The organism is Rhizobium sp. O111 (genome assembly GCF_055616315.1).
This window is the reverse complement of sequence record NZ_JBSHXL010000001.1, coordinates 1735464-1758788: the sequence shown is the minus strand read 5'-3', so window position 1 is coordinate 1758788 and position 23325 is coordinate 1735464. Positions and strand designations below refer to the sequence as shown.

The 23325-nt window shown below is 63.2% G+C and carries 16 protein-coding genes; 9 read left to right on the top strand and 7 right to left on the bottom strand.

All coding sequences use genetic code 11. The features are described from left to right. Positions 1 to 126 precede the first annotated feature (126 nt). Complete coding sequence (gene gyrA, locus ACVTFQ_RS08940) at positions 127 to 2940, top strand: DNA gyrase subunit A (protein WP_470423800.1); 2814 nt, start codon at positions 127 to 129, stop codon at positions 2938 to 2940. A 198-nt stretch (positions 2941 to 3138) separates the two neighbouring features. Next, complete coding sequence (locus ACVTFQ_RS08935; protein WP_146618503.1) at positions 3139 to 3552, top strand: hypothetical protein; 414 nt, start codon at positions 3139 to 3141, stop codon at positions 3550 to 3552. A 121-nt stretch (positions 3553 to 3673) separates the two neighbouring features. Here ACVTFQ_RS08935 and ACVTFQ_RS08930 read toward each other — a convergent pair whose 3' ends face one another. Further along, positions 3674 to 10405 (bottom strand): apolipoprotein A-IV repeat region-like domain-containing protein, encoded by a 6732-nt coding sequence (locus ACVTFQ_RS08930; RefSeq protein WP_111563526.1) that lies wholly within the window; start codon positions 10403 to 10405, stop codon positions 3674 to 3676. A 462-nt stretch (positions 10406 to 10867) separates the two neighbouring features. Here ACVTFQ_RS08930 and ACVTFQ_RS08925 point away from each other — a divergent pair, with 462 nt between their 5' ends. Both ACVTFQ_RS08925 and ACVTFQ_RS08920 read left to right on the top strand, forming a co-directional pair. Beyond that, positions 10868 to 11236: an Hpt domain-containing protein gene (locus ACVTFQ_RS08925; protein WP_111563527.1), complete on the top strand. Its 369-nt coding sequence runs from the start codon at positions 10868 to 10870 to the stop codon at positions 11234 to 11236. Between the two features lie 215 nt (positions 11237 to 11451). After that, entirely contained in the window at positions 11452 to 11772 is a 321-nt protein-coding gene (locus ACVTFQ_RS08920) for a 2Fe-2S iron-sulfur cluster-binding protein (protein ID WP_018900544.1), read from the top strand. Positions 11773 to 12087: 315 nt separating this feature from the next. On the opposite strand, the gene ACVTFQ_RS08915 is transcribed toward ACVTFQ_RS08920, so the two are convergent. Then, a complete protein-coding gene (locus ACVTFQ_RS08915; RefSeq protein ID WP_111563528.1) occupies positions 12088 to 12714 on the bottom strand; it encodes a DUF922 domain-containing Zn-dependent protease in 627 nt (208 codons plus the stop codon). Positions 12715 to 12807: 93 nt separating this feature from the next. Between ACVTFQ_RS08915 and folP the strand changes: the two genes are divergently transcribed. The 3 genes from folP to folK are packed head-to-tail and all read left to right on the top strand — an operon-like array spanning position 12808 to position 14556. Further along, entirely contained in the window at positions 12808 to 13680 is an 873-nt protein-coding gene (gene folP, locus ACVTFQ_RS08910) for a dihydropteroate synthase (protein WP_111563529.1), read from the top strand. After that, the gene (folB, locus tag ACVTFQ_RS08905) at positions 13677 to 14045 is read left to right on the top strand and encodes a dihydroneopterin aldolase (RefSeq protein WP_018900541.1); all 369 of its coding nucleotides are present in this window, start codon (positions 13677 to 13679) and stop codon (positions 14043 to 14045) included. The genes folP and folB overlap by 4 nt, the downstream gene beginning before the upstream one ends. Next, a complete protein-coding gene (gene folK, locus ACVTFQ_RS08900; protein WP_111563530.1) occupies positions 14038 to 14556 on the top strand; it encodes a 2-amino-4-hydroxy-6-hydroxymethyldihydropteridine diphosphokinase in 519 nt (172 codons plus the stop codon). The genes folB and folK overlap by 8 nt, the downstream gene beginning before the upstream one ends. 56 nt (positions 14557 to 14612) lie before the next feature. Here folK and ACVTFQ_RS08895 read toward each other — a convergent pair whose 3' ends face one another. The 4 genes from ACVTFQ_RS08895 to ACVTFQ_RS08880 form a co-directional block, all read right to left on the bottom strand. Next, positions 14613 to 15161: a hypothetical protein gene (locus ACVTFQ_RS08895; protein WP_047512225.1), complete on the bottom strand. Its 549-nt coding sequence runs from the start codon at positions 15159 to 15161 to the stop codon at positions 14613 to 14615. A 204-nt stretch (positions 15162 to 15365) separates the two neighbouring features. Beyond that, on the bottom strand, positions 15366 to 16457 hold the full coding sequence (locus ACVTFQ_RS08890) for a YcjF family protein (RefSeq protein ID WP_047512223.1): 1092 nt from the start codon (positions 16455 to 16457) through the stop codon (positions 15366 to 15368). Then, positions 16454 to 17929, bottom strand: coding sequence for a YcjX family GTP-binding protein (locus tag ACVTFQ_RS08885; protein ID WP_111563531.1), 1476 nt, complete (start codon positions 17927 to 17929; stop codon positions 16454 to 16456). The genes ACVTFQ_RS08890 and ACVTFQ_RS08885 overlap by 4 nt, the downstream gene beginning before the upstream one ends. A 72-nt stretch (positions 17930 to 18001) precedes the next feature. Further along, positions 18002 to 18499, bottom strand: coding sequence for a SixA phosphatase family protein (locus ACVTFQ_RS08880; protein WP_111563532.1), 498 nt, complete (start codon positions 18497 to 18499; stop codon positions 18002 to 18004). A gap of 274 nt (positions 18500 to 18773) precedes the next feature. Here ACVTFQ_RS08880 and dksA point away from each other — a divergent pair, with 274 nt between their 5' ends. Further along, positions 18774 to 19193: an RNA polymerase-binding protein DksA gene (gene dksA, locus ACVTFQ_RS08875; protein ID WP_018900535.1), complete on the top strand. Its 420-nt coding sequence runs from the start codon at positions 18774 to 18776 to the stop codon at positions 19191 to 19193. Positions 19194 to 19281: 88 nt separating this feature from the next. Here dksA and ACVTFQ_RS08870 read toward each other — a convergent pair whose 3' ends face one another. Beyond that, positions 19282 to 20382, bottom strand: a complete 1101-nt coding sequence (locus tag ACVTFQ_RS08870; protein WP_111563533.1) for a flagellar biosynthetic protein FliO — start codon at positions 20380 to 20382, stop codon at positions 19282 to 19284. Positions 20383 to 20666: 284 nt separating this feature from the next. On the opposite strand from ACVTFQ_RS08870, the gene cckA reads away from it, so the two are divergent. Beyond that, positions 20667 to 23267 (top strand): cell cycle histidine kinase CckA, encoded by a 2601-nt coding sequence (cckA, locus tag ACVTFQ_RS08865; protein WP_018900533.1) that lies wholly within the window; start codon positions 20667 to 20669, stop codon positions 23265 to 23267. Positions 23268 to 23325 lie beyond the last annotated feature (58 nt).

The following is a 23325-nucleotide window of genomic DNA, read 5'->3' as shown; positions in this document are numbered from 1 at the left end:
GCCGATAAGCCCCGTTTTGCCCTGATTAGACCGTAAAAGCCTGTTCAAAACTTCCTGCAAAATTGGCTTAGGAACAGCCTTTCCGCTATAAATCTTCAAGTGATTCTAGAAGAGATGTGATCCATTTTGACTGAGCAAACACCCCCCGGCGGCGGGAAGCTCCCGCCAGGCATCGAGCCCATCTCCATTATGGAGGAAATGCAGCGGTCGTATCTCGATTACGCGATGAGCGTCATCGTCAGCCGCGCGCTTCCTGACGTGCGCGACGGCCTCAAGCCCGTGCACCGGCGCATCCTCTACGGCATGTCCGAGCTCGGCATCGACTGGAACAAGAAATACGTCAAATGCGCCCGCGTGACCGGGGACGTGATGGGTAAATACCATCCGCACGGCAACACCGCGATCTACGACGCGCTGGCGCGTATGGCGCAGGACTGGTCTCTTCGCCTTCCTCTCATCGACGGCCAGGGCAACTTCGGCTCTGTCGACGGCGATCCGCCGGCGGCCGAACGCTACACCGAATGCCGTCTCGAGAAGGCCGCGCATTCGCTGCTCGACGATCTCGACAAGGAAACGGTCGATTTCCGCGACAACTACGACGGCACGCTCTCCGAGCCCGTTGTCGTTCCCGCGAAATTCCCGAACCTGCTCGTCAACGGCGCCGGCGGTATCGCCGTCGGCATGGCGACCAACATTCCGCCGCACAATCTCGTCGAAGTCATCAATGGCTGTATCGCGCTGATCGACGATCCGGCGATCGAGCTGCCCGAGATGATGCAGATCATTCCGGGTCCCGATTTCCCGACCGGCGCCAAGATCCTCGGCCGCTCCGGCATTCGCTCGGCCTACGAGACGGGCCGTGGCTCTGTCATCATGCGCGGTGTCGCGACGATCGAGCCGATGCGCGGCGATCGCGAACAGATCATCATCACCGAGATCCCGTATCAGGTGAACAAGTCGACGATGATCGAGAAGATGGCCGAGCTGGTGCGCGACAAGCGCATCGAGGGCATCTCCGACCTGCGCGACGAATCCGACCGCCAGGGCTACCGCGTCGTCGTCGAATTGAAGCGCGACGCCAATGCCGACGTCATCCTGAACCAGCTCTATCGCTACACGCCGCTGCAGACCTCGTTTGGCTGCAACATGGTGGCGCTGAACGGCGGCAAGCCGGAGCAGCTGCAGCTGCTCGACATGCTGCGCGCCTTCGTCTCGTTCCGCGAGGAAGTCGTTAGCCGGCGTACCAAGTTCTTGTTGCGCAAGGCTCGCGAGCGCGCGCACGTCTTGGTCGGTCTGGCGATCGCTGTCGCCAATATCGACGAAGTCATCCGCGTCATCCGCCAGGCGCCGGATCCGCAATCGGCCCGCGAAGAGCTGATGACCCGCCGCTGGCCGGCGCACGACGTCGAAAGCCTGATCCGGCTGATCGACGATCCGCGCCACCGCATCAACGACGACATGACCTACAACCTCTCGGAAGAGCAGGCACGGGCCATTCTCGAGCTGCGTCTCGCCCGTCTGACGGCCCTTGGTCGCGACGAAATCGGCGACGAACTCAACAAGATCGGCGAGGAAATCAAGGATTACCTCGATATCCTGTCGTCGCGCGTGCGCATCCAGTCGATCGTCAAGGACGAGCTTGCTGCTGTCCGTGACGAGTTCGGCACGCCGCGCCGCACCGAGATCATGGATGGCGGCCTCGAGATGGACGATGAAGATCTCATCGCCCGCGAGGACATGGTCGTCACCGTCTCGCATCTCGGCTACATCAAGCGTGTGCCGCTGACCACCTACCGCGCGCAGCGTCGCGGCGGCAAGGGCCGCTCCGGCATGACCACCCGTGACGAAGACTTCGTTAGCCAGCTATTCGTGCTCAACACGCATACGCCGGTTCTGTTCTTCTCGTCGCGTGGCATCGTCTACAAGGAAAAGGTCTATCGTCTGCCAATCGGCACGCCGACCTCTCGCGGCAAGGCGATGATCAACATGCTGCCGCTCGCTCCAGGCGAGCGCATCACCACCATCCTGCCGCTGCCGGAGGACGAGGACAGCTGGGCAACGCTCGACGTGATGTTCTCGACGACGCGCGGCACCGTGCGTCGCAACAAGCTGAGCGACTTCGTCCAGGTCAACCGCAACGGCAAGATCGCGATGAAGCTCGAGGAAGAGGGCGACGAAATCCTCTCCGTCGAGACCTGCACCGAGCATGACGACGTGCTGCTGACGACGGCGCTCGGCCAGTGCATCCGCTTTGCGGTCGACGACGTCCGGGTCTTCGCGGGCCGCAACTCGATCGGCGTACGAGGGATCAACCTCGGCGATAACGACCGCATCATCTCGATGACGATCGTCGGCCATGTCGATGCCGAGCCGTGGGAACGCGCCGCCTATCTCAAGCGCGCCGCCAACGAGCGTCGCCTGACGACGGGCGAGGCCGAGGAAATCGCGCTTGTTGGCGAAGAAGTCACCGAAGAGGGACAGCTGAGCGATGAGCGCTACGAAGAGCTGAAGGCACGCGAACAGTACGTGCTGACGGTTTCCGAGAAGGGCTACGGCAAGCGGTCTTCCTCTTACGACTTCCGCATCTCCGGCCGTGGTGGCAAGGGTATCCGCGCCACCGATACGTCGAAGACGGGCGAAATCGGCGAACTCGTCGCTGCCTTCCCTGTCGATGACAACGACCAGATCATGCTGGTTTCGGATGGCGGTCAGCTCATCCGTGTGCCTGTCGGCGGTATCCGCATCGCCAGCCGCGCGACCAAGGGCGTGACCATCTTCTCGACCGCAAAGGACGAGAAGGTCGTGTCGGTCGAGCGCATCCGCGATCCGGAAGACGAGGTCGAGGAAGGTGCCGAGAATGGCGAGGAAACCACCGTTGTGCCGGGCGAAGAGCCAGCCGCAGAGGCTGGTGACGAAACGCCGCCGGACGCCGAGGCGTAAGAGTTTCCGCGCACCGGGTTTCCGGTGGGTGGATCTGAATTGAAATAGAAGGGCCGGACCTTATGGGTTCGGCCCTTTTTGTTTGAGTTGCGAAGGCCTTGGCACCGCTCTCCGAGCTTTGCGCGCGGATGTCGATGCTCTGCGGGACGGCAAAAGAGATATTGTTTTTCCTGATAAATCCCTGGGTTGCAGTCCTCGTTGTTTTTGGTGAGTATTCCTCACGATGCAACCAAATGGCGATTCGCGGACAAGATGGAGGATCTGCCCGCCGATCGCCCAAGGGCCAGTGAGGAGGATCCAATGCACCCGTATTTGCTGAAATCGCAAGAGACCGCTCGAGCCTCGGATCGCCTTGACGTGGCCGACAGCGCCCAGAAGCGGATGCTCGTCATATCGGCCGCGAGAGCGATCCACCGCATGCATGCCGAGCTGGGTATTGATATTCCCCAGAACGAGCTGCGGCGCGGCCATATCGTCTACGACCTCGCGGAGCTTGCGACGCTGATCGACGACAGCGTGCCGGATCATGTTGTGGCATCCGGGCTGAAGGAGGCTGCTGAGGTGATGGCAAGTCTTTGCCATTTGATGACGGAGAATGCTGCCGCCGAATGAATTTCCGGCGCCGCTATTTGGTGCGGCGGTGGTCGTGGACATTGAGCGTTCGGCCCAAGCCGACAGAACAAAAAGGCCGCATCGTTTCCGATGCGGCCTTTTGTTTGTCTCTCGTTGCGCCTTAGTTCAGGCGGCCTGCCGCGTGGGCGAGCATGGTGTAGACCTTGCCGGTATCCGACGTCAGGTAGGACTGAGTGATCGTCCGGTCGCGGTCGGTGCGGGCGACGTCGGCGAGCAGCTTTTCGAAGTCGGCGATGTAGCGGTTGACGGCGGTGCGGAATTCCGGCTCGCGGTCATACTTGTGCTTGATCTCGTCGAAGGTCTGCTGGCCCTTCAGCGTGTACAGGCGGCGCGTGAATACGTCGCGCTCGCCGCGCTGGTAGCGGCGCCAGAGATCGACCGAGGCATCGTGGTCGATGGCGCGGGCGATATCGACGGAGAGCGAGTTCAGCGATTCCACCACGTGGCGCGGATTGCGGTTGTCGCCGGCGCGCGGCGCCTGGGGTGCCGGTGCCTCTACGCGGGGCGCCGGCTGGCGGGCAACTGCTTCCTCGGCGCTCTCGTCGCGCGATGCGCCGCGCAGCAGGTCGCTGATCCAGCCGCCGGATGCCGGCGATGCGGCAGGCGCCTGTGTTACGGCAGGAGCGCGCTGCGGGGTTGCCGGCGTTGCTGCCGCAGTGCCGAGCGAACCGCGCAGGCCGAAGCCTTCGATCGAGGAGGGCGGGATGGCGGCGGCGGCCGGGGTCGGCAGCGGCGCGGGGGCCGGGGCCGGAACGGGAGCCGGTTGCGGCTGCTGCTGGATCGCGGGCTGCACCGGCGCCTGGCGCGGCGCAGCTTGTGGCTGCGGCTGCTGTGGCTGGGCCAGCGTGCGGGCGGCGGGCTCGGAAACTTCGAGCTGCTGCGTCGAGCGGCCGACGATGTGCGAGATGTCCTGCAGCGCCTTGATCTGCTCGGAGACGGCGCGGCGCATGGCGGCCGCGCTCTCCTTGGCTTCCTCGGGCAGGTCGAACGCGCCGCGCTTCAGCTCGCTGCGCGTCATGTCGAGTTCCTTGCGGATATCGCCGGCGGAGCGGCGGATTTCCTCGGTGGCGCCGGAGAAGCGGGCGACGGCTTCGTCTACGGCTTCGCGCAGCGATTCACGCATCTGCTGTGCCGCGCCATCCGACAGGCGACCAGCGTCGCCCATCATGCGCTCGACTTCCGACAGCGACGCCGTCAGGCCGCCGCGAACGCGGTTGGCGAGTTCGCCGGAGCGGCGCTCTGCATTGCCAAGCGTGGTGTCGAGCGTCGCGTTGACGTCTTCGCTGGCCTTGCTGACGCTGCTGCGCATCGCTTCGGCTGCCTCGGCAGCGCGCTTTTCGGCATCCGAAAGCGTGGTGCTGATATCGGCGAAGGAGGACTGGACGCCCTGGCGCAGATTGTGGCTGACCTGGTTCGAGCGCTGTTCGGCGCGATCGAAGGCCGAGTCGACCATGCTGCCGAGCGCACGCATCGTCTTTTCGATGTCTTCCGAGCGCTGGACGAGCCCGACCGACAGCGTCTGAAGCGCGGATTCGCGATCTTCCAGCGTCGAGACGAGGTTGGACTGGGCAGCGCCAAGCAGGCTGGAGGCCTGCGTCAGAACCTTGGAGTGCTCGTCGAAGCGACCGATGATGCTGCCGACCTGCGACAGGGTCTGGCCGGAGATGTCGGAGAGGCGATCGACCTTGCCTTCGAGAAGGCGGGTCGAGGCCGCGACCATTTCAGCGGCCTTGGAGGCCGAGTCGGTGAAGCGCGAGGTGGTGTCGCCGAGGCGGCCATCCACTGCGCTCAGCTCTTCGGCCGCGCGGCTCATCATCTGGCCCATGACCATGCTGTTGTCGGACAGGCGGTCGATCAGGCGGTTGACGTTGGAGAGCAGGCTGTTTTCGATCGCATCGACGGCCGATGTGGCGCGCTCGGTGCGGGCGTTGATCGCGTCGATCAGAGCGGTGTTTTCGGCGCGCAGGCGCTCGGCGCTCTGGTCGCTCGCCGCTGTGAGTTGTGCGGCACTCTGCTCGCTGGCGGCGGTGATCTGTGCGGCACTCTGTTCGCCGGCAGACGTGATCTGCGCTGCGGCCTCGCGGCCGGTCTGCGCGTAGCGATCGATCATCGGACGGGCGGTCTCGTCGAGAATGCGCGACAGTTCAGTCGTGCGGCCTGCGAGCATGGAGTTCAGCTCGCGGGTGCGGTCGTCGAGAGCGGCGCGGATGGAGCTGCCGCGTGCTTCGAGCGCCTGCTCAACCGTGTTGAGCGTGCCGTCGAGTTCGCGCGAGCGCTCTTCAAGGCCGCTGCGGATCGCATTGCCGCGTGCTTCGAGCGCACGGTCGACATCGGCCATGGTGGAGGCGATCTCTTCGCTGGCGCTTGCGATCGTCGTGCGGATATCCGTGCCGTGGCTGGCGAAGGTGTTCTGCGCGTCGTTCAGTGCCTTGGAGATGGCGCCGACCTGGCCGCTGACCAGCGTTTCAGCCTCGGCTACCTTGTTGATTATGGCGTTGCCCGCTTCGGAGAATGTCTGAGCAACGGCTGCTGCCTGGCCGGCGAGGCGGTTCTGTGCCTCGGAAACGCGGCCGACGATCTGCTCGGAGCGCTCGCCCATCGAACGGGCGAAATCGCTGCTCTTGGCGTCGAGGCCTTCGGCGAACTGCTGGCCGGTCTGGCTGAGGGAGGCCGCGGCGCGCGTGGCTTCCTCATCCATGCCCTGGGTGGTGTCGGCGACAGCGCTGCGCAGCGAGGCGGCGAGGCCGGCGGCCTTGCCTTCGATGGTGCGGTTGACGGCGTCGAGGCCGACGTTGAGCGCGCGGTCCATGGTGGACAGGCGTTCGTCGATCTTGGCGGTGCCACGTTCCATGGCTTCGCCGATGCCGGCGGTGCGGGCGTCGATACCGTCAGTCAGGCTGGCGGCGCGGCTGTCGATCTCGGAGGCGAGGTGGCTTGTGCGACCATCGATCGTCTCGGAGAACTTGGCGATGCTGTCGTCCACGGCGGATGCGATGCGGCCGGAGGTTTCGTCGCTCAAAGCGCCGAGCCTGGAGATGCCATCCGTCAGCGTGCCGGTCAGGCGTTCGCCCGCGGCATCAACCTGCTGGGCAACACCGCCAACGCCGTCGCGGATGCGGTTTTCGAGCGCTGCGAGGCCGGCTTCGACGCGCGAGCCGGTGTCGGCGAAGCGGCCCGTCATGCCTTCGATCGACTGGTCGAGGTGCGAGGCGAAGCTCTCGGTCGAGCGGGAGATTTCGTCGGCCGCGGTCTGGAAGCGACCGGCGATGTTGCCGGTGCTGTCGCGCAGGCGGTCTTCGAGCGACTGGGCGCTGTTGTCGATCGCCTGGCGGATCGAGGCTTCGCGATCTTCCAGCGACATTTCGAGCATACTGACGCTTGCGGCGATCGAGGCGCCGATCGTCGTCGCCTGGTCGGAGAGCGTTTCGCCGATCTGGTTATGCGCTTCGTTGAGCGTCAGGTTGATCGCCTGGGTGCGGTCGTCGAGCGTGGCGCGGATGCGGGCATGCGCCGAGACGAGGCCGTCTTCCAGCTTGGTCGTGGCATTGCCGGTCAGCGCCTCGAAGCGGTCGGCGGCGGAGGTCAGGCCACCTTCGATGCGATCAGTGCCATCGGTGATGGTGCTGGAGATGGAGGAGGCGTGCTCGGCGAGCGTGCGTTCCAGGCGCTGCTGGTTTTCGGTGTAGGCGCCGCGGATTTCCTGGGCCTTGTCGGTGAAGGCGCCGGCGACGCGGGCTTCGGCTCCGGCGACGCTATCGATCAGCGCATTGGTGCGGGCATCCAGAACCTCGTCGAAGCGGCTCTGGCTGTCGCCGAGCGAGATGGCGAGCGCCATGGACTTTTCGGCCAGCGTGTCAGCGAGGCGGTCGTGGACGTCGGCAACCGTGTCGTTGATCGACTTGGCGTTCTGCGACAGCGTGCTTTCGATGCGGTCGTGGCCGCTGACGAGCGAGTTCGCGATGCTCTCGGCATGGTGGCCGAGCGTGTCCTCGAGGCGAGAATGACCTTCGTTGAGCGCGATCGCGAGACCCATCGCCTTGTCGTCGAGGGCTTCGTTGATCCGGTCGTGGCCACTGGCGAGAGAGGTCGCGATATTGCCGGCATGGCGGCCGAGCGTGTCTTCGAGGCGCGAGTGGCCTTCGTTGAGCGCGATCGCGAGGCCCATGGACTTGTCTTCGAGCGCTTCGCTGATGCGGTCGTGACCGCTGGAGAGCGAGGCAGCAATGCCGTCGGCGTGGTGCGCCAGCGTATCGGCGAGGCGGCCCTGGCTGTCGTCGAGCGAAATGGCGAATGCCATGGCGCGGTCGTCGATCGCTTCGGTCAGCTTCTCCTGGCCGGCGGCGAGCGACTGCGAGATGGCTTCCGCGCGGGTGTCGAGCGCGGTCTCGATCAGGCTGCGGCCTTCATTCATCGAGGCGTTGAAGGCGGCGCTGCGTTCGGCAATGGCGTCGGCAAGCTTGCGTTCGCCTGCTGCCAGCGACTGCGAGATGGCGCCGGCATGCGAGCCGAGCGTGTCCTCGATGCGGCTGTGGCCTTCATTGAGCGAGATCGCGAGCGCCATGGCGCGGTCGTCGAGCGTTTCGGCAAGGCGATCATGGCCGGACGCGATGGAGCCGGCGATGGCATCGACCTGCGTGCCAAGCGTTTCCTCGAAGCGGCTCTGGCTTTCGTTGAGCGAGATCGCGAGCGCCATGGCCTTGTCATCAAGCGTATCGGCGAGGCGGTCATGGCTGCCGGTGACGGCTTCGATGATCGCTTCCGAGCGGCTGGCAAGGGTGTTTTCAAAGCGCGACTGGCTGTCGGACAGCGCGCCCAGGAAGACGCCGCTGCGCGCTGACATGACGTCGTCGATACGCTCATGGGCGGAATCCAGCGCCTGGGTGATATCCTCAGCGCGTTTGGAGATCGTGGTGTTTAGCTCATCGGCGCGGCCGAAGGCCGAGGTGATCTGGTCGGTACCGGCCGAAACCGCCGAGCTCAGATCCGACGTCGTCGACAGCAGGGTGTCGCGGAATTCGGTGGCGCGGGCCGAGAGGTTGTTGTGGAGCTCAGAAGTGCCGGAGGCGAGCGCCAGCGAGATTTCGGAGGTGGCGTGGCTGAGCGCCGAGGTCATTTCCGTGGTGCGCGCGCCGATGGCGCTGGCCACTTCGTCCACCTTGTCGGTGAGGGTGCTTTCCAGGATTTCGCGTCCGGTCGAAAGCGCCGTCGTCAGCGCGAAGGACTGGTCGGTCAGCGACGAGCCGATGCGCTCGATGCTGGAGCTCAGGATGCCGTTCAGCGAGTCCGAGCCGCCGGTCAGCGTGTCGTTGATGCGGTTCAGGCTCTCCATCAGCTTGGTGTCGAGCGTGCCGGCGCGCTTGTCGAAGGCGTTGGCGAATTCGGCGACACGTTCGTCGAAGGAGGTGGACAGCTGGGCGACGGTTGCCTGCAGGCGCTCGTCGAAGAAGCCGGAGCGCAGGTCGAGGTCCATGATCGTGTCATCGACGCTGGACTGCAGGCTGTGGCGGAAGCTGGTGCCGCGTTCGTCGAGCGTGCTATTCAGCTTGGCGAGAACGTCGTCGAGCGTGCTTGTGATGGTGCGTTCGCCGCCGGTCAGGCTCTCGTTGATATCGCGGGTGCGCGCGATCAGGATCTCGTTCAGCTGGCGGGCGCGGTCGTTGAGGGCGGCATTCAGCTTCTCGGCGTTGCTGTCCATGGTGGACGCACGCGTCTCGAACTGGCTGAGAATGGTGTTGCCGTGGTCGCTCAGGCTAGACGTCAGCGAATCCAGGCGGTTATCGAACTCGTTGGCGAGCGCGAAACCGGAAGAGGTCAGCGTCTGCAGCAGCGAATCGGTCTTGGCGGCGAGCAGGGTGCCGAGCGACTGGATCGCGGATTCCGACTTCTCGGTGATCGTGGCGGCGCGCGTATCGATCATCGAGGCGAAGGCTTCGCCCGAGGTCGCGAGGCGCACGGCGATTTCTTCGGTGGCCAGCGACAGATCTTCGCGCAGCTGGTCGTGAACGCCGACGATCGAGGTGCGGATGCGCTCGGCGTGATTGACAATCGCCTCGCGCTCGGAGCCGAGTTCGTGGACGAGACCGCGCACGCGCAGTTCGTTGTCGGCGTAGCTGCGCTCCAGCGCGTTGACTTCGGAGTGGACGAGGGTTTCGAGCTCGGAGGCGCGGGCGATGGTGCGCTCGATGCCTTCGTTCATGGCGGAGACTTCACGACGAACGGCCTGGCCGACCGTCATGATGCGTTCCGACGCGATGGTTTCCGGCTCGGAGAGGCGCAGCGCCACTTCAGCCATCGAGCGGGCGGCGTTTCGCATGTCCTGGGCGCGCGCCATCATGATGGCGAAGGCGTAGAACAAAAGAACCGGGATGATGATGCCGACGAGACCGGCGATCACGCCGGGCAGGGCGACGAGGTCGGCCAGCGAACGGATCTGCCAGATTTGCGGCGAATAGAGGAGCGACATCAGGCCGAGGCCGCCGACGATCCACAGAAGCGAAACGAGCGTGGCGTTGCGCAGCGCCGGACGGGCGGAGCCGTTGTCTAGCGACTTCAGCAGCGAAGCGGGGCTCACCCGGCTGCCGTCGTTGGCGGCAAAGGCCGGCGCGCGCGATCCCTGCTCGGGAGAGCGAGGTGTAGCGGCGCGCTGCTGCTTGGCATCGTCTTTACGCTGATTGCGGACAGTTGGCTTTTCGGACACTTTTGCCTCCGAGGCGTCTTGCTTCCTGACTTGTGGAGACGGCGTTTCATCGTCCTCGAAGTCGATCTGCAGGGCTTCATCCAGCGCCTTGAACGCCTTGTCCTCGATCGATTCGTTGTACTTGTTGTTCGCCATTCCGTTACGCCTCGTTACATCTCAGCCGGTCTACACGCATCCAGGTTTCCGCGTCACCCGAACAAACCTTGCCTCTGAACCTGTCCGCCCGAAATTCGTAGAGCGGATAAGTATGTCATTTCAGAGTGGATAGCTGCTTTCGCACACTTACGGTATCAAAACATTACCATTATCCACTTGGCGAGCAAAAGCTTCCACAACCCAGCTCTCCCAGTCGTATCGTAGTGACACATCCGGGCCTGCTAGACAATTAACGCCTTCGGTCAAATGCCGAGTTATTAACGCTTGATTAACCCGAATTAACGCCAGCGCGGCCTTGAAATCCAATGTGTTAGAAGTGTTTGACGGGCGTTAACCATACGACGAGAAATTCGCCCTGATTGCGCCCGAATTTAACGCGATTGGCACTGCGCCCCCGCAACATCATTCAAACGGCGGGACCTAAGACGGGAGAATTGGCATATGGCAGCAGTCAGTATTGCGTTCGCGGCGCCAGATCATGGCAAGGGACAGGTTCCCTCGCAACAGCGGCCGGTCGATCTTGTTCATCTGGCCAACCAGACGATGGGCGACAAGGCGCTTGAACTTGAAGTCCTGCAGATGTTCGCGCGCCAGGCGCGCGCCTGCCTGCACGACATGTCTTCCGGCGACGGCAAGGCGATCGCAGCCGCCGCCCACAAGCTCAAGGGCGCGGCAAGCGCTGTCGGCGCCTTCAGGGTACGCGACGCCGCCGAAGCGCTTGAAGGCAATTGCGGCGATGCTTCGAACATGGCCGCCGTCGGCGTCGCCGTCATCGAGGCGGAGAATTTCATTCTGAAGCTTTGCCGCTAGGCGGCAATGACGCCATCAGGTGTTCGATCATGGGACCCGTTGCACCATTGCGGAGCAGCGGGTCTTTTTATTGCTCTTGGCGTGGCGCAATCTGACAAGCGTGTCGCTTCCAAATCTGGAATGAAGAGCGCAAGGGCGGTCGTTGTTGACTGCCTCGCGTAATTGTTGGAAGTAAAAATCCAAACCCATCCCATTGATGATCACCGGAAAACACCATGCCCAAACTGACCATTGTCGCTTTCGACGGTACGCGCTTCGATCTTGATGTCGATCAGGGATCGACCGTCATGGAAAACGCCGTGCGCAACTCCGTGCCGGGCATTGAAGCCGAATGTGGCGGCGCCTGCGCTTGCGCGACCTGTCATGTCTACGTCGACGAGGAGTGGACCGAGCGCGTCGGTCCGCCCGAAGCGATGGAAGAAGACATGCTCGATTTCGCCTTCGACGTTCGCCCGACCTCGCGTCTCTCCTGTCAGATCCGCATGAAGGCGGCGCTGGACGGACTGACCGTGCATGTGCCGGAGCGCCAGGCTTAATTCTCCCAAGCATAATCATCCCGAGGATGAACCGGCCAAAAAAAGCCTCGCTTGCCGATGTGACGAGCGAGGCGAGGTAGGCGCATTACCTACGGCCAAGGGAGGATCGACCGCGGCTTCGCAACGCGCCAGGAGAACCCAGAAAACGAAAGTCTCGGCTAACGGACCTGAACTTTCGAATGACTGAATATTAGCGCGTTGTGTTTCACAAATCTATGGTGAGAAATTACCATTCATTGGCTGGGGCCGTGCCGGTTTCGCACAATTTTCATTGCGCGGCTAATGTTCAGTCGTCGATTTTCGCCTGAGAATCAGCTATTTTTCGCCGCCCGATGGTTTCAGGCGGTTGTTGAGCAGGCGCAGCATGCGCTTCTGGAAGTTGACCGCCTCGACCTGATCGAATCGCGCCTGCAGCCTGTCGTGCTCGGCAATTCCCCGCGTCGATACCTCGGTCACCAGCTCCTGCATAGCTTCGCAATTGGGCTGCGGCGGGAGCGCCATGATCTTGCGTTCCATGTTGCGCGCCTGGGTTCGGGCGATCTCGGCATGGCGTTCCTCATGCCGCTTGATGTCGCTCGACAGCGTGTCCCAGATCATCGACAGCTCGGGGCTGGCGCCACGGCGATTGTTCCAGCGCGGCAGGATGATCTGCGTATGCACCGTAACGCGCGCGGTGCTGACGCGGCAGCGGCCGTTTTCCTCGACATAGGTGGCGTCGCCGCCGAAGCGGATCTTGGTAGCGCCGGGGTGGCGGGCCGACGAGCCGTTGGCCGTCGGGCCGCGCGTGCTCAGCTGCTCGTCCAGTTCGTCGGCGGTTTTGCCCTTGATGTTGAAATAGGAATAGCTCTTGGTGGCCACCACGGCGGCGCTTGCGGGATAGCCAGCGGACAGCGAGACGGAAATGGCGAGGAGGAGCGGCATATAACGCGACACGGACGGCATTCTGCAAATACTCATGTTGAAGTTTGCGGGAGCTTGGGGCATAGCCACCGCTAGCGCAATATGATGACGCTGTTTTTTCGATCGATAGGATGAATGCAGGTGGTAAAGCTTGGCAGCAGTTTCTGGCGTGTCGGGCACGGCCGCGAGATTGAGCTCGGCTCGACCGCGGTCATCATGGCGATCGTCAACGTGACGCCTGACTCTTTTTCCGACGGCGGTCGCTACGACAGCGTCGACAAGGCCGTTGCGCATGCGCTTGATGCGGTCGAGGCCGGTGCCGGAATTATCGATATCGGCGGCGAATCCACGCGGCCGGATGCGGCGAGCGTCGATGCGCGCGAGGAGCAGGCACGGGTGTTGCCCGTCATCGAGGCGCTGCGTGGCAAGACCGATGCGCTGATTTCCATCGACACCTATCGCGCCGAGACCGCGCGCCTTGCGGTGGAGGCCGGTGCGCATATCGTCAACGATGTCTTCGGGCTGCAGAAGGAGCCTGACATCGCCGATATCGCCGCCAAGACTGGCGCGGGGCTCTGCGTGATGCACACGGGCCGTGACCGCGACAAGCTGGATGATGTGATCGCGGATCAGTTTCTCTTTCTTGAACGGTCCTTGGAGATCGCCGGACGCGCCGGCGTGGCGCGCGACCGCATCGTTCTCGATCCCGGTTTCGGCTTTGCCAAGGATACGGATGAAAACCTCGAACTGATGGCGCGTTGCGACGAGCTTCAGCGTCTTGGTTTTCCGATCCTGGCCGGCACGTCGCGCAAGCGGTTCGTCGGCGCGGTCACGGGCCGCGAGGCGGCCGATCGCGATGCCGGCACGGCGGCCACCAGCGTGCTTTTGAGACTGAAGGGCGCCGCTATTTTTCGGGTACACGATGTCGCAATCAACAGGGACGCACTTGCCGTGACTGATGCTATGCTGAAGGCACGCGACGCATTCGAGCGGAAGGGCACATTATGAGCACCACCTACACCATCACCTTGCAGAATTGCGCCTTCTTCGCTCGCCACGGCGTTCACGACGAAGAGGAGTTTCTGGGGCAGCGTTTCTTTGTCGATGCCGAGCTCGATGTCGTGACCGGCACCGCGCTGGAGACAGATTCGATCGATGATACCGTCAATTATGGCATCGCCTTCACCGTCATCGAGGAGATTGTCACCGGCAAGCGACGTTATCTCATCGAGGCGCTGGCGCTCGATATCGCCAAGGGGCTCTGTCAGAAATTCCCGCAGATCAAGCGGGCGAAAATTACCGTCCGCAAGCCGAACGCGCCGGTTCCTGGCGTGCTTGATTTCGTCCAGGTGAGCGTCGAACATTTTGTCTGACATGGCTTTTGAGACCGCCACGCTTGGGCTTGGCGGCAATATCGGCGATCCCGTCCACTCCATGGCGCAGGCGCTCAAGGCGCTGGATGCGCGGGCGGATTGCCGCGTCGTCGCGGTCTCCCGGCTTTACCGGACACCGCCCTGGGGCAAGACGGATCAGTCGTTCTTTTTCAATTGCTGCGCCGAAGTGGAGACGTCGCTTCAGCCGGAATCGCTGCTCGATGTCTGTCTCGACATAGAGCGCGGCATGAAGCGGGAGCGCATCGAGCGCTGGGGGCCGCGCACGCTCGATATCGATGTGCTGACCTATGGTGACATCAGCCAGGACGCGCCGAGGCTGGAGCTTCCTCATCCCCGAATGACGGATCGCGGTTTCGTGCTGATGCCGCTCGCTGACTTCGCGCCTGATCTGATCGTCAAGGGTAAGGCGGTGCGCGATTGGCTCGCTCGCGCCGATATCCAGGGGATCGAGGTTGCCGATCAGAACATGGGTTGGTGGCGTGACGCCTGAAACGAAAGAAGCGGCCGTGTGGCCGCTTCGTCGTGTGCTTGACTTGTGTCTGTTGATTATTCGACCGAGCCGACGGTCATTTCGTCGACCTGGCGCGACAGCGTCAGACCGATCACGGGGATCATCTGGCTTTCGACCTTTACCGAAACCGTGACGTTCATCGTCTTGTCGTCGCGGACGCGGGCGATCATCGCGCCGTTGAGCTTGGCACGGTTGAGGCCGACCACGACGGTGTCTTCAGTTACGGTGCCAGAGACGACATCAAGACCCTTGCCGGCGGCGCCGTCAAGGAACTTTCCCTTGTAGCTGTTGCCAGACTGGGTGATCAGCGCGCTCATCGGCTGCTTGAAGACGCCGACGCGGCAGCTGCCGTCGAGCTTGACGCCGGTGCCGTCGGTGACGGGCTCGCCGATCAGGTTGCAGGTGAACTTGGTGCCCTTGTACTTGCCGGCGACGATTTCGCCCGGACCTCTCCAGGAGCCAGCGACGGATTCGAAGAATGCCTTGTCACGCGTGGCGGCGGTGGCTGCTGGAGCCGTTTCGGCAAATGGCGACAGGGCGATTGCCGCGAGACCGAAGAGATAGAGAAACTTGCGCGAGTACATGGATTTTCCTTGGCGAACCATATCGCTTAACTGGTGCCAAGTTTTGCCGAAAAATGGTTAATGCTTGGTTTCTAATGGGGTGAAAACGCCGCGTCCGCGGGCTTTTTGGTGCCGGACGCGCGCTGGCCTGTCTCACGTAAGCTATTGAATCACATCGGATTCCTGAAGTCGACTCTTTGGAGCGAATGGTTTACGGATCTCGGCTCAATTGCGCCCGTTGCTATCACTCTTCGTCATCGACGGCGTGAGATCGCCGATGAAGTCACCGATTCCCGGGCGCTTCAGCGCGCGGAACGCCAGCGGCCGGCAGAGGTCCATGGCGGCGATGCCGATGCGGGCGGTCATCAATCCATTGATCACACCTTCGCCGAGACGCGCCGAGAGCCTGGATGCCAGGCCGTGGCCGAGAACCTGCTGAACGAGGCTGTCGCCGACGGCGATCGATCCGGTGACGGCGAGATGGGCGAGAACGTCGCGCATCAGCCGCAGCATGCCGAATGTGCCGGGACGGCCGCCGTAGAGATCGGCCATGGCGCGGATGAGCTTGGCGGCCTCGTAGAGAACGTAGAGCAGGTCGACGATGGCGCGCGGGCTGACGGCGGTGACGACCGAGACGCGTTTGGAGGCGTTGAGGATGAGGCTGCGGGCCTGGCGGTCGAGTGGCGCGAGCAGTTCGCGTTCGGCAAGCGCCACCAGATGCGGGGCGTCGATGATATCGGTTTCCGCTGCCTTCAGCGTGGCGCGGCCGCGCGCGGTCTCCGGCTTGTTGGATAGCAGATGCTCCAGGCTCTTGACGAGCGCGCGCGCCTTGGCGGGTTTGGTCTCGAGGATTGCAGCTTCCGCCTCGGCCTTGATCGTCTGCACCGCCGCCAGCCGCATCATGCCCGCCGTTTCCCTGACGACCATGGCGATGACAGCCAGGATGCCGATGCCGACGGCGGCAAGCGCGGTGTAGCCGAGCCAATCGGCGCGGCTGAAGAGGTTGCGGATCAGGCTGTCGGTCCAGAGCCCGAATGCGAGCGAGAACAACACACCAAAAGCACCGAGAGCGATCTTGCCGAAGGAGGTGCCGCGTTTGCGCGGCTGGGCGACGGGCAGGGCCGGGAGGTCCTTGTCCGGATTGATGAAGGGATCGTCCTCGTCCGGTGTCAGCGTGATCTCGCCCGAGAAAGAGGCCGGCTTGCGGGGCTCCGCCGTCGGCCGGCCGGCTTTGGTCTCCGGCTGCTCGCGCTCGTCCTCATAGGCGAAGGCCGCAGGCGCGCGGCGCGGGGGCTGGTCGGCGGGCGGCTTGATCATGCGAGGCGATCTCCGAACAGAAACTGCATGGCCCGGTCGAGCCGGATGTGCGGCACCGACAGCTTGATGCCACCGCCGGTCTCCTCAAGGCTCGGCGGGCGAAAGCGGACGACGTTCACGTCTGGCAATTGCACATTCTCGTCGCCCGACTCGATGCTTGCGAACAGGGCGGAAGGGTCTTCGGGCAGGTCACCAGGGAAGATCGCGGTCTTGCGGATGCCGTCGAAGGTTTCGCCTGATATCGTCTCGCCCTCGATTGGCGTGCCGACGATGACGGGCAATTCATGACCATCGCGCTTGACGGTCGCCTCGCGTGTTGCCCGTACCGAGGCAACCGCCATGACATCGATGCCGGCGCCCGCCATGCCGATGCGCTGGATGGCGCGGTCAACGAGGCGGCGCGTCAGGGCGTCGAGGCGATGATGGCTTTCGTGATGCAGGTGGTCAGCCTTGGTGGCGGCGACGAGAACGCGGTCGATGCGGCGACCGAGCAGCGACGACAGCAGCGAATTCGTGCCCGGGCGGAAGCAGGCGAGCACGTCCGTCAGCGCGCGCTCCAGATCCTGCACGGCCTCAGGGCCGCGATTGATCGCCTGCAGCGCGTCGACAAGGACAATCTGGCGGTCGATGCGGGAGAAATGCTCGCGGAAGAACGGCTTGACGACCACGGACTTGTAGGCCTCGTAGCGTCGCTCCATCATTGCCCAGAGCGATCCTTTTTCGGGCTTTCCTGTCGGCGGCAGCACCAGCGGCGCAAAGGTGAGCGCCGGAGAGCCGTCGAGATCGCCGGGGAGGAGAAAGCGGCCGGGCGGGAGCGTCGAGAGAGAACGCTCGTCGGCTTTGCAGGCCTTGAGGTAATCGGCGAAGGCGGTGGCGAGTTCGCGGGCGCGCATTTCGTCCGCCGAGGCGTTGATGTCGCAATCGTCGGTCAATGCCAGCCATGGCCTGGAGAGCTCGGTGCGGATGCCGGTGCGAGCCAGCGCGATCGTCTCCTCGCTGAAGGTGCGGTAGTCCTTTGCCAGCAGCGGCAGGTCGAGCAGCCATTCGCCGGGATAGTCGACGATGTCGATCGAGAGTCTGCCTGGTGAGAAGAAGCGGCTCCAGCCGCTGGCGCTCTGGTAGTCGATGGTCAGCCGAAGCTCTGAGATTGCGCGTGTGGAATCGGGCCAGATGCGGTCTTTCACCAGCGCCTTGATGTGATCCTCATACTGGAAGCGCGGCACGCTATCGTCGGGCTGCTCTTCGAGGCGGACGGCGGAGACGCGGCCCGACTGGACGGCCTCGAACAGCGGCAGGCGGCCGCCATGCAGCAGGTTATGGACCAGCGAGGAGATGAAAACCGTCTTGCCCGCCCGCGACAAGCCGGTGACGCCGAGGCGGATCGTCGGGTTGACGAGGCCGGAGGCGCGGTCCGACAGGGTGTCGAAGGCGATGCGCGCGTCGTCGGTGAAGGATGTCATGCTTGGCGGCAAGGCGAAATTCCGATTGCTGGTAAACGCCATATAGGAACCGGCACGCCGAAGAAAAAGAAGGTTGCGCGCCTGTCAGTCGATCATAAAGTCGATCAGGCGCCAGCTGTTGCGGCCCTGGTCGAAATCGAGCACGGCCAGACCACCCGGCGGAAAGCCGTTCGGCAGCGCCTGCGCCAGCAGCTGGTGGCCGATCAGCGCTTCGAGCGTCTGCTCGATGACGGGATTGTGGCCGACGAGCATGACAGAGCCCATGTCCTGCTGCGCGCCGAGGATATCGAGATAGATTTCGGGCGTCGCGTTATAGAGCGCGTCGACGAAGCGGATATCGAGGTTTTCGCCCATCGCGCGGTGCACGGCATCGGCCGTCTGGCGGCAGCGTATGGCGGTGGAGCTGACGACGAGGTCGGGCTTGTAGCTTTTGTCGGCCGCGTTCTCGGCCAGGATCTCGGCTGCGGCATAACCGCGCTCGCTCAGCGGGCGGTCGAAATCGCTCTGGCCTGGGGCGGGAAATGCCGCTTCGGCGTGTCTCAAAAGATAAATCCGGGAAGGCGGCGGCACGATTGCGGTCATCGGAAAGTCCCCGGTCGTTTGATCTATTTCAGTAGCGCCAGCCCGGTGTCTTCGTCAACCGGCGCGCGGAATCCAGTGGGCAAGTTGCACAGGCGCTGCTACTTCAGCTGGCAAGCTGAAACGGTGGCTTTGAAAAATAGTGACGTAAAAATAGCCTGTTAGCTCAAAATTGTGACAGATTTAAAAATGTGTTTACCTAGCGGATTGGGCTTGAATCGGACGCCGTGGTCGGGATATACAGCCGCCAGATGAGATGTTCTTCAGGAGAATCGCGTTGAGTGAGAAGATCGATCTTAGCAAATACGTGCCCTCGGAAGAGGAAGAGTTCATGAACGGTAACCAGCGCGCCTATTTCAGGGCGAAGCTGATTGCCTGGAAGAACGACATCCTCAGAGAGGCGCGCGAAACCCTCGAGCATCTTGCCGAGGAAAGCGCAAACCATCCGGATCTCGCCGACAGAGCGTCGTCCGAGACGGACAGAGCCATCGAGCTGCGCGCCCGTGACCGCCAGAGAAAGCTGATATCCAAGATCGACGCCGCACTGCAGCGTATTGAGGAAGGCACTTACGGCTATTGCGAGGAAACCGGTGAACCGATCGGCCTCAAGCGTCTCGACGCCCGCCCGATCGCAACGCTGTCCATCGAAGCGCAAGAACGCCACGAGCGTCGTGAAAAAGTCTACCGGGACGAATAATCCCGGTTACATCACAAACTAAAAAGGCACCGCCATCGCGCGGTGCCTTTTTTGTTTGCAGGAAAGGGGCGGCCGTTGCCGCCACCGATCATTTGTCGCGGTTGACGCTCATTTCACCGAAGATGCGGGCCACTTCGTTTTGAAGGGCGGCGTCGGCGCCTGTGATCGGCGCCATCTCTGGATCGCGGCGCGGCATGTTGGAGGGTGCGGGGCGAGCAGGCGCGTTCTGTACCGGTGGTGCATTGTGCATGGGAGCATTATGCGCTGCCATAGGCCGTTCAGCAGCCAGATTGCTCGTTATTTCCTCTTCCAGGACACGCTGGAAGTCGCTGGGCTGGGCCGAAGGCGCCGGGCGAGCGACGGGTTGGAACGCGGCCGGCTGCGGCGTTGGTGCCTGTGGTGCCGGCGGATAGAGGTCGACGCGCTGCGGCGGCGTGGGCGGGCTCATCACCTGCGGCTCGATCCTCTGCGGGGTCAGGACGCGCTGGCGTGCCGAATCGAGAATATCGACGGCTTCGGCCGTTTCGATCGTGGCCGGCTCAGGTCGCGAGAATACGGGAGGCTGCGCGCGCGGCGCGACTGGCGTGGGCGCTATCGATACCGGCGCGACTGGCACGGGCACAGGGCGCGGCGTGGGTTCGATCTCGGGCTCGAAGACCTGATGCTGTGGAGCCGGCGGTGGCGCGATCGGTGGGGTGTCCAGGCGCTCGGCGCTCGGCGCGAACTCTTCGATCGGCGACAGGCCGCGCGTTGGGGCCGGTCGCGGTGCCGGCGGGACAATGACCGCGGGCTCGGGTTCAACCACGGCTGCTGTCATCACAGGCTCCGCGGGCCGCTCGCTGGGGGCGGCTGGCAGCGGTGCTTCCGGGCGTGCCGGCTCGCTGGTGGTCTCGACCTGCCCATCCGGCAGGATGCGGCTTTCGATGACGATATCGGATGGTCCGCCGATCATGATCAGATGTTCGACATCGTCGCGGCGCACCAGCACAAGGCGGCGTCGGGCGTCGACTGCTGCGGCGTCGAGAACCTGAAGGCGTGGCTGGCGGTTGCGGCCGCCGCGAACGAAGGGCGAGGATGCCCGGTTGCGCATGATCCAGAGGACCGCGACGAGCAGCAGCAGGGCGATGGCCACGCCGCCCGCGGCAATGATGAAGCGGCTGCCATAAGATTCCATGATGCCATCGAACATAGTCACGTACTCCTTTGCGGCGTTCAACCACATGACGACTTTTAAGCTTCCTAGACAAGGGGGAGGCGGCTTGTCCAGTCACCGAAAGGTGCGACGCAATGTCTGTGGAACGTCTCAATCTACATTTAACGGCAAAACTGGCGCTGTAGCTTGTGAATTCAATCACTCTTCATGGAGTGTGGTGTTTTTGGTGAGGCAGCAAATTGCTAAGAAGGAAGAGGCGCCTGATTCCTGCTTCGTCTGTTAGTCACGAATGAAGGCCGGCGGGCAATGCGAGGAAGTACATGACGAAATCCCGTCAGGCCGACAATTTTAGCGAACCGCTCGTGGACCGTGGAGGGCGCGCGGGAACCGCCGTGCGGATCCTGCTTCTGGCGCTGGTGCTGATCGGCGTCGCCGCCGCCTTCGTGGTGTTCAAGACCTCGCTCGACAACGAGATGGTGCTCGGCGTTCTCGGTGTGCTGGCCATGGTCGGCATCTTCTTCCTGGTGTCGTCGATCATCGGCTTCATCGAGGTGATGCCGCAGCGCCAGTCGGACAGCCTTGCTCGCGCCTTTCTCAACAGCCATCCCGATGGATCGCTGATCACCGACGAAAAAGGCCGTATCGTTTACGCCAATGCTGCCTATGGCGCGCTGACCGGCGCTCGCAAGCCGACAGAGGTGCAGACGCTGGAAGCGCTTCTGTCGCGCCACCGCGAATCCAACGAGGCGCTGTATAGGCTCTCCAACGGGCTGCGCGAGGGCCGCGAGGGACGTGAGGAGTTCCGGCTGCTGCGCGCGCTCGGGCCATCGCTGAACGGATCCGGCGCCCATTGGTACCGCCTGAAGGCGCGTATACTGCAGAGCGAAGAAAGCGGCGGCCGGCCGCTGCACATCTGGCAGATCAGCGACATCACGTCGGAGCGCGACGACCAGGAACGGTTCTTCAAGGAACTACAGAACGCCATCGATTATCTCGACCACGCGCCTGCCGGCTTCTTTTCGGCGGGCCGCAAGGGCGAGATCTTCTATCTTAACGCGACGCTTGCCGAGTGGCTGGGGATTGACCTTACCAAGTTCATTCCCGGCTCGATGACGATCGGCGACATGGTGGCCGGCGAGGGGCTGGCGCTGATCCAGTCTGTGCAGGCCGATCCCGGTCTGCAGAAGACGGTGACGCTCGATCTCGACCTGAAGAAATCGAACGGACAGGGCGTTCCGGTGCAGATCGTTCACAGCGTCACCTCGATGCGCGATGGCGCACCCGGCGAGAGCCGCTCGATCGTTCTCACGCGGCGCGACAGCACGGCTGGTGATCAGTCGGCGTCGGCTGCATCGATGCGTTTCACGCGCTTCTTCAACAATACGCCGATGGCGATCGCCTCCGTTGATGGCGACGGCCGCATCCTCAGGACCAATGCGCCGTTCCTGAAACTCTTTTCCGGCATCGTTTCGCGCGATGACGTCGAGAACGGCGCGCTGTTCGAAACCATCGTGCAGGATGTCGACAAGCCGAGGCTGCAGGGGGCACTTGCCGCCGCCAAGGACCGGCAGGGCGATATTCCGCCGCTCGATTCCAAGACGCAGGCCGACGACAACAGGCATTTCCGCTTCTACGTCAACGCCGTCATCGATCAGAGCGACGAAGCGCCGGAAGAGGCCGCGATCGTCTACGCCGTAGAAGTGACCGAGCAGAAGGCGCTCGAGGCGCAGATGGCGCAGACGCAGAAGATGAACGCCGTGGGCACGCTCGCCGGCGGCATCGCGCACGACTTCAACAACGTCTTGACCGCCATCCTTCTATCGTCCGACCACCTGCTGCTGCAGGCGCGACCGGCCGATCCTGGTTTTGCGGATCTGATGGAAATCAAGCGCAACGCCAACCGCGCCGCCGTGCTGGTGCGCCAGCTGCTCGCCTTCTCGCGCAAGCAGACGATGCGGCCGAGTGTGCTCAATCTCACCGATGTGGTCGGCGATCTCAGGATGCTGGTCGACCGGTTGCTGTCGGGGACCAACGTCAAGCTCGATGTCGAATACGGGCGCGATCTCTGGCCCGTGAAGACCGACCTGTCGCAGTTCGAGCAGGTGCTGATCAACCTTTGCGTCAACGCGCGCGACGCGATGCCCGAGGGCGGCAAGCTGACCGTGCGCACGAAGAACGCGACGGCCGCTGAAGTCGCCGCCTTCAACTATTCCTACATGCCGCATGAGGATATGGTTCTGGTCGAGGTGTCGGACAACGGCACCGGTATCGCGCCCGAGATCATGGACAAGATCTTCGAGCCCTTCTTCACCACCAAGGAGGTAGGCAAGGGCACGGGTCTTGGGCTTGCCATGGTCTACGGCATCGTCAAGCAATCCGGCGGATACATCCAGCCGGAATCGGAAGTCGGCAAGGGCACGACCTTCCGTGTCTTCCTGCCGCGTCACATCGTCGAGCCGGCGATCGCAGCCGAAGCCGATGCGGTCACGCCGAGCGCCGACAACGTCGTTGCCCTGTCGCCGGCCAAGCCGGAGCAGCCGGAGGATCTGACGGGATCTGCCGTCATCCTCCTGGTCGAGGACGAAGAGGCCGTGCGTCGCGGCGGCAAGCGCATGCTGGAGACGCGCGGCTACACGGTTCACGAAGCGGGATCGGGTGTCGAAGCGCTCGACATCATGGACGAGCTCGATGGCAAGGTGGATATCGTCGTCTCCGACGTCGTCATGCCTGAAATGGACGGGCCGTCGCTGTTGCGCGAACTGCGCAAGAAATATCCTGATCTGAAGTTCATCTTCGTCTCGGGCTATGCCGAGGACGCATTCGCCCGCAACCTGCCGCCGGAATCCAAGTTCGGCTTCCTGCCGAAGCCGTTCTCGCTGAAGCAGCTGGCTGTGGTGGTCAAGGAGACGCTTGAGGGGTGAGGTGAGCCGGGGCGTTTGCGGCGTTGTGCCGTAGGGGTTCCCTGTATAGGGCGGGCCG